Below are 5,133 nucleotides of genomic sequence, written 5' to 3'. Positions count from 1 at the left end.
CGCTGGCGGCCTACCAGTCGCCGCAAGGTGCGGTCGAGACGGCGCTGGCGCAGATCTGGGCCGAGCTCCTTGGTGTCGAGCGCATCGGGCGCAACGACCACTTCTTCGAACTGGGCGGCCACTCGCTTTTGGCCGTGCAGATGCTCAGTCAAGCATTAAATCTTGGGCTGAGTTTTAGCGCCACCGACCTCTTCCGAGCCCCTGTTCTAAAGGAGCTTGCATCGAAGATTCGTTTGCAGGTGCAGCCCAGTAACACGGCGGTGATTCCCGTTCGAGCGACCGGATTGCAGCCACCTCTCTTCTTTGTCCCCACAGGTTTTGGGGATTGTTCGTATGTCCTCGGTTTGGCAGCGGAAATGGATGCAGACTGCTCGGTCTACGCTCTGCCATGGCCCCCTTTGGATGACGTTCGTCCACCGACTCTTGAGACGATGGCCGTGGAGGTGATTCTTGCGATTAAACAGATCCAGCCCCGTGGCCCATACCGTTTTGCTGGATACTCATCAGGTGCAATCCTGGCTTATGCAATTGCCGAGCAGTTACTGAGTGTTGATGAAGTTGTGTCATTCATGGCGTTCATCGATGTCAGTCTACCCGCGGCTTCTTCAAACGGATCACTGAAGAATTTGGCGCGAGAATTTGTTTTGGATCGTTGTGGAATCTTGCGCGATGAGTATCACGAGGTTCTGGAACGCGACACCGAACCATGTTCCATCTCTGAGTTGCTTGAAAAGGCGCAGCAAATAGGAGCGTTAGCTCCAGATCACGATCTTCGCAGTGACGTTTCAATGTATCAAAGGGCCGCGACATTTCACCGCGCGCTACAATCGTATCGCGTTCCGTCGCTCGCGATTGAAATACATCAGTTCTATGCGAGTGAGCCTCTCGTCAGTCGTTGGGTACCATTTGACAAACGACCCAGTAGCGACTTGCCAAACCAGGGCTGGGACCGGGTCGTGGATGCTGGGGCTATTCGTGCCGTACCGGTTCCAGGCAACCACGCGACAATGGTGAGCAATCCAGAAAACCGCCGAGTTCTGGCTCGAGCCATTTCAACAGCCTTGATCGGGACTGTTGAATAGACCGAGAAAACTTTCTCCGAAAGCTGAGGGTTCGAAGCTTCGTCTCGAGATCCGCCGCTGCTCGTTGGTTTTTCCCTGGACCTGTGCGCACACGTCGTCGATCGGCTGAAAGCTGATCTCAGAACTCCAGGCCTTCAGATAAAGGCGCCCGCTTACTCTTCCACGTATTCCACTCATCCAGAATGGCACGATCGATATCGAGTGCGGCGGAACTGCCAGCAGCAAGCAGAGTCAGGAAGCCGAGTGACGGTCAGTCCCTCCTTCAAGTTATGCTGTGTCTCGTCAATTTTGCGATGAAACTGCCAATCCTACGATCGAAGGAAGGAAAGGTTTACTTTCAATAAGGCGCTGACATCTTAGTTCGGTTTTTAACAGCCCCGCTGTGGCGTCGATGCCGCGTCGAACGCAACCTGAAATTACACCTGATACTCCACTTCGCCTTGCCGATGCTGTGAAGGTCGCATTTCCTTTGGGAGGAATGACCGTCGCGGGTTTGCGTCGTGAGCGCGACCGTAATCGACTGGTTATCGAGAAGATTGCGGGCAAGGAATTTACAACGCTGGCTCATATCGGACGGATGAGAGAGCTATGCCGCGAAGAAGCAAGGGCGCCCGACTTCAGCTCAAGGCTGCCCGCCGAAACAAGAGCGCATAAATCACTCACCGGGCAATCTGGATCATCAGAGACAACGGCCGGGATGTCAGCACAGGCTGCGCTGCAGATGAGATTGCGGCCGCGGAGGAAAAGCTAGGAGATTACATCAGCTCTAAACACACGCCAAAGCGAAGAATCCTCCACATAGACGATATCGCTATCGCGGATGTCCTCTCGATTTATTTGGACGCGCAGTTAGACAATCTTCGCGGCCGTTTCAATGTCGATAGCGAGAGCAAAGATACGATCGCCAATATCCGCAACTTTAAGAAGCGGATCGAACCGTTGAACGGGTGGGGGGGGTAAAAATGCCCGAAGCCATCCCAGTCATCGTGAATGCTTAACGCGGGGCTGGCCGGTATCGAGAGGTACGTCGATCCGCTTGCCGCTCTGGTCAGCCGCTACGATCACGTGATCGGCGTACAGGGTGCCAGTCGTGCAATGTTTTGTTGCCATTGAGCTGTAATCCGGCTTGGTCCGACGTCACCGCCGGCTGGTAGCGATCGCCGGCGCCGACGCCCAACTCTGTTATCGCGACTCCGATTATCGCACTATTCGCGATGGCTCTGAGCCACCGCGCTTGGTGGCCTCATCCTTGTTCAGGCGTAAGTCCTCGAGCAGGTCGAAGTGTGTCCTCTGCGCCTTGGAGTCCGTAGGCGCAAGTGCAACGAGCAGATCGAAGGTCTGACGAAGCGATGCGCCGAGACCACCGAACTTGACCGGAACCCGCAAGGCTCCAAACCCCGCCGCTTTGAGCAGCTTTATCGCTTCGAACGGGACAACGCGGTTTCGCTCGCGCTCCACCGCCCCCGCGGCGATCCCCTCAAGCACAGGCCGGAGCGAATCGCTTCTCGAATGGAATGCATTCAGTTTTACGCATTGATCGTATCCACGTCATGCGTTCGCCGCCCCGACTCTGCGATGACCCATTTCGCGCAGCTGATTTTTTTCCTTGAATGGCGCGCCGCCTCGAACGAATGTCTTGGATCCCGCAGAAATACAGTCTGGCTCTCCAACGACACGGGAATATTCTTCGTGAGCGTGGATTTTCGGTCTACTGAGTTGCGCGGAGAGAAGCAGAACAATGACCATTCACCACGTGGGCCCCATATCAGCGATGTAGAACTGGAGAACGGCTGAGCGTCTATTCCAAAGGACGGGTTGCCAAAATGCTGACCGGTTGGCTCAACTGTCTGTATGATCCGGCGGTGCTTACCGGCACCGTGCGAAGGCACATCGTAGCGTTCAGGAAATAGTGCTCGAAAGCTGACTGGTGCGCCTCAGAGATGCGGACCAATTTATGTCTGAAAGCCGGTAGTTGCTGCGCGAGCGATCCTGGCCTCGACCGAAGGGTCTTACGCCGTCCGCGATTTAGCTTTGCAGGTCAACGCTCGCGAGCCGCTGCCGGTCCAGAATCACGATCTCGCGTTGAGTATTGCCGATGAAATCGAGGACGCCATCACTGTGCAATTGCGATACTGCACGCGAAACGGTCTCGATGGTCAGGCCAAGGTAATCCGCGATATCACGCCGAGACATTGGCAGCGAGATAACGTCAGCAGCCGTGAGCCGTTCATCCATTTCGTGCAAGAACGCGGCAACGCGCTCCAGAGCGGTTTTGCGTCCAAGCAGCAGCATATGGTTTTCGGCGTGCTGCAAGTTATTCGTAGTCAGGCTGAGCAAAGTGCGCCAGACAACCGCGTCAGTCTCGGCCACCGTCTCAAGATGTTGCCGCCTGATCAGGCGAACAGTGGTTTGGATGATTGCTTCCGCCGTGAATCGGTGGGCTACGCCGTTCTCGAGTCCAAAAATATCACCTGGCAAATGAAATGCGCCGATCTGACGGCGTCCATCGGGGAGTAACTTGCAAGTCCGTACCGCGCCTTTTCTGACCTGATAGACGTACTCGGCTGGGTCACTCTCGATGTAGATCGTCTTACCTTTCTTGTAAGTGAATTCGCTCAAGCTGACGATCGGATTTGACCCGCTCGATATGCCGAGCTCACTGAGCGAATTGATGCGGGATCTTTGGTCTGTGGTGATGCTCACAAACATGGTCCGACACTCCTAAACCAGAATATGCGAAGGGAATTGGAGCCTCGCGAATAAATTTGGTGCAATCTATGGATGCCTGCACAGTATTTAACAATCATCTATGAAAAAGAAGTCGTGTCCTTGTGACGCAGTGCCCGCGCAGCAGTCGAGGCGAGGCAATTGTGGCCTTCGATCGTCGAGGATAGGTGCCCGGCAACACGCCTCAGAGCGAATGAAACGATCCTAGATTTGACTGCTGTACGAGTGTTCTGCTGCGCGAAGGCGCCAAGTCGCGGTTAAAAGATGCGTTTCGCCGGGCGGTGTCGCTGGAAGGCTGCTTCGAAATGCCGGCGGGTTAGCCCAGGACCGAGGACGGGTCGAATAATCCGCTCCAACCCTCTCATTGCTCCCCACCCTTATATCCAACGTCCTGCTCAAGTATCCCGCTCGGGTCTCTGTCCACGGGTGATGGTCTTGCTGACGATAGTCCGACTGGACCCACCATCCGCCATTGATTAAGATCAAACCGCTTTATTCGGATCCTCTATCCTTCAGCGAATTAACGGAGGCAAGAGATCTCATGCGCTACGTTCTCGCTATCGGAGTGCTAACACTTCCTATCCTCGTCGGCTTTGGATCAGGCTCGACCGCCGCTTCACGGGTTCATTCGTACACCCCACCGGCCCGCCAAGACGTTTATTGCTTGCAGGGCCGAGCCTGGGGATATCCGGGCAACTGCCAGTTCTCAACCTATAGCCAGTGCATGGCTACCGCCTCTGGCACATATGCCTATTGCGGTATCAATCCGATCTACGCCTTCGAGCGACAGGGAAGGCAATTCGGCTGGAGCGAACGTCGTTAGGTCAGCCAAGGACGGCGTTGGATGAACGGGCGGGCCGTCCAGGCTCTTGTTGCCGTTCGCTCGACCCCGCCTATTCTGCGCTGAATCCGTTGGGACGTTCGTTTGATTGCGTCCAGTGCCGAACGTGCTTGCATGTTGGACGGCAATAGCCGGTCCGACCATGCGAATTCGATGTCTCCGATCTCTTCGGCAGAGCAAGTGATCTCAGATGCCGGCGAATGCGATTGGAATATTCCAGTCAGCGGCCGAAGCCGCAGTATTTGGTGCAGATGGTCCGATGCCGCCGTACGGCCGTGGCGATTTGAATGACCTTCTGCGCGGCGAGGAAATGATCAGCTTGCACCCACACAGCAACAAACGATGCGTTCGCCGCTTGACCTGCCACTGCGTATTTCCTCCAGAAGGAGTTAGAGTCCGGCCCGAAGAAGGACGGACAGATGAAGCGAGCAAGGTTCACGGAAGAGCAGATTATCGCGGTATTGAAGGAGCATGAGGCTGGGG

Annotated in this window: 5 protein-coding genes; 3 read left to right on the top strand and 2 right to left on the bottom strand. The window is 55.5% G+C overall.

Annotated elements, in window-relative coordinates; all coding sequences use genetic code 11:
• Together I6F36_RS38260 and I6F36_RS38250 are read left to right on the top strand one after the other, a co-directional pair.
• Positions 1-1,082 (top strand): thioesterase domain-containing protein (locus I6F36_RS38260; protein WP_225173231.1); only part of this gene is annotated, 1,082 nt, incomplete at its 5' end.
• Between the two features lie 1,281 nt (positions 1,083-2,363).
• Entirely contained in the window at positions 2,364-2,876 is a 513-nt protein-coding gene (locus I6F36_RS38250; RefSeq protein WP_225131115.1) for a hypothetical protein, read from the top strand.
• 231 nt (positions 2,877-3,107) lie between these two features.
• Here I6F36_RS38250 and I6F36_RS38245 read toward each other — a convergent pair whose 3' ends face one another.
• A complete protein-coding gene (locus I6F36_RS38245) occupies positions 3,108-3,791 on the bottom strand; it encodes a helix-turn-helix domain-containing protein (RefSeq protein ID WP_225131113.1) in 684 nt (227 codons plus the stop codon).
• Positions 3,792-4,350: 559 nt separating this feature from the next.
• Here I6F36_RS38245 and I6F36_RS38240 point away from each other — a divergent pair.
• Positions 4,351-4,632, top strand: coding sequence for a DUF3551 domain-containing protein (locus I6F36_RS38240; RefSeq protein ID WP_128947516.1), 282 nt, complete (start codon positions 4,351-4,353; stop codon positions 4,630-4,632).
• Between the two features lie 238 nt (positions 4,633-4,870).
• On the opposite strand, the gene I6F36_RS38235 is transcribed toward I6F36_RS38240, so the two are convergent.
• The coding region (locus I6F36_RS38235) for a hypothetical protein (RefSeq protein WP_225173230.1) at positions 4,871-5,133 on the bottom strand (263 nt) is incomplete at its 5' end.

It is taken from the genome of Bradyrhizobium sp. BRP19, from assembly GCF_020194195.1.
Classification (GTDB): domain Bacteria; phylum Pseudomonadota; class Alphaproteobacteria; order Rhizobiales; family Xanthobacteraceae; genus Bradyrhizobium; species Bradyrhizobium yuanmingense.
Note: the sequence above shows the minus strand (reverse complement) of the source record. Positions and strands in the feature narration are given on the sequence as shown.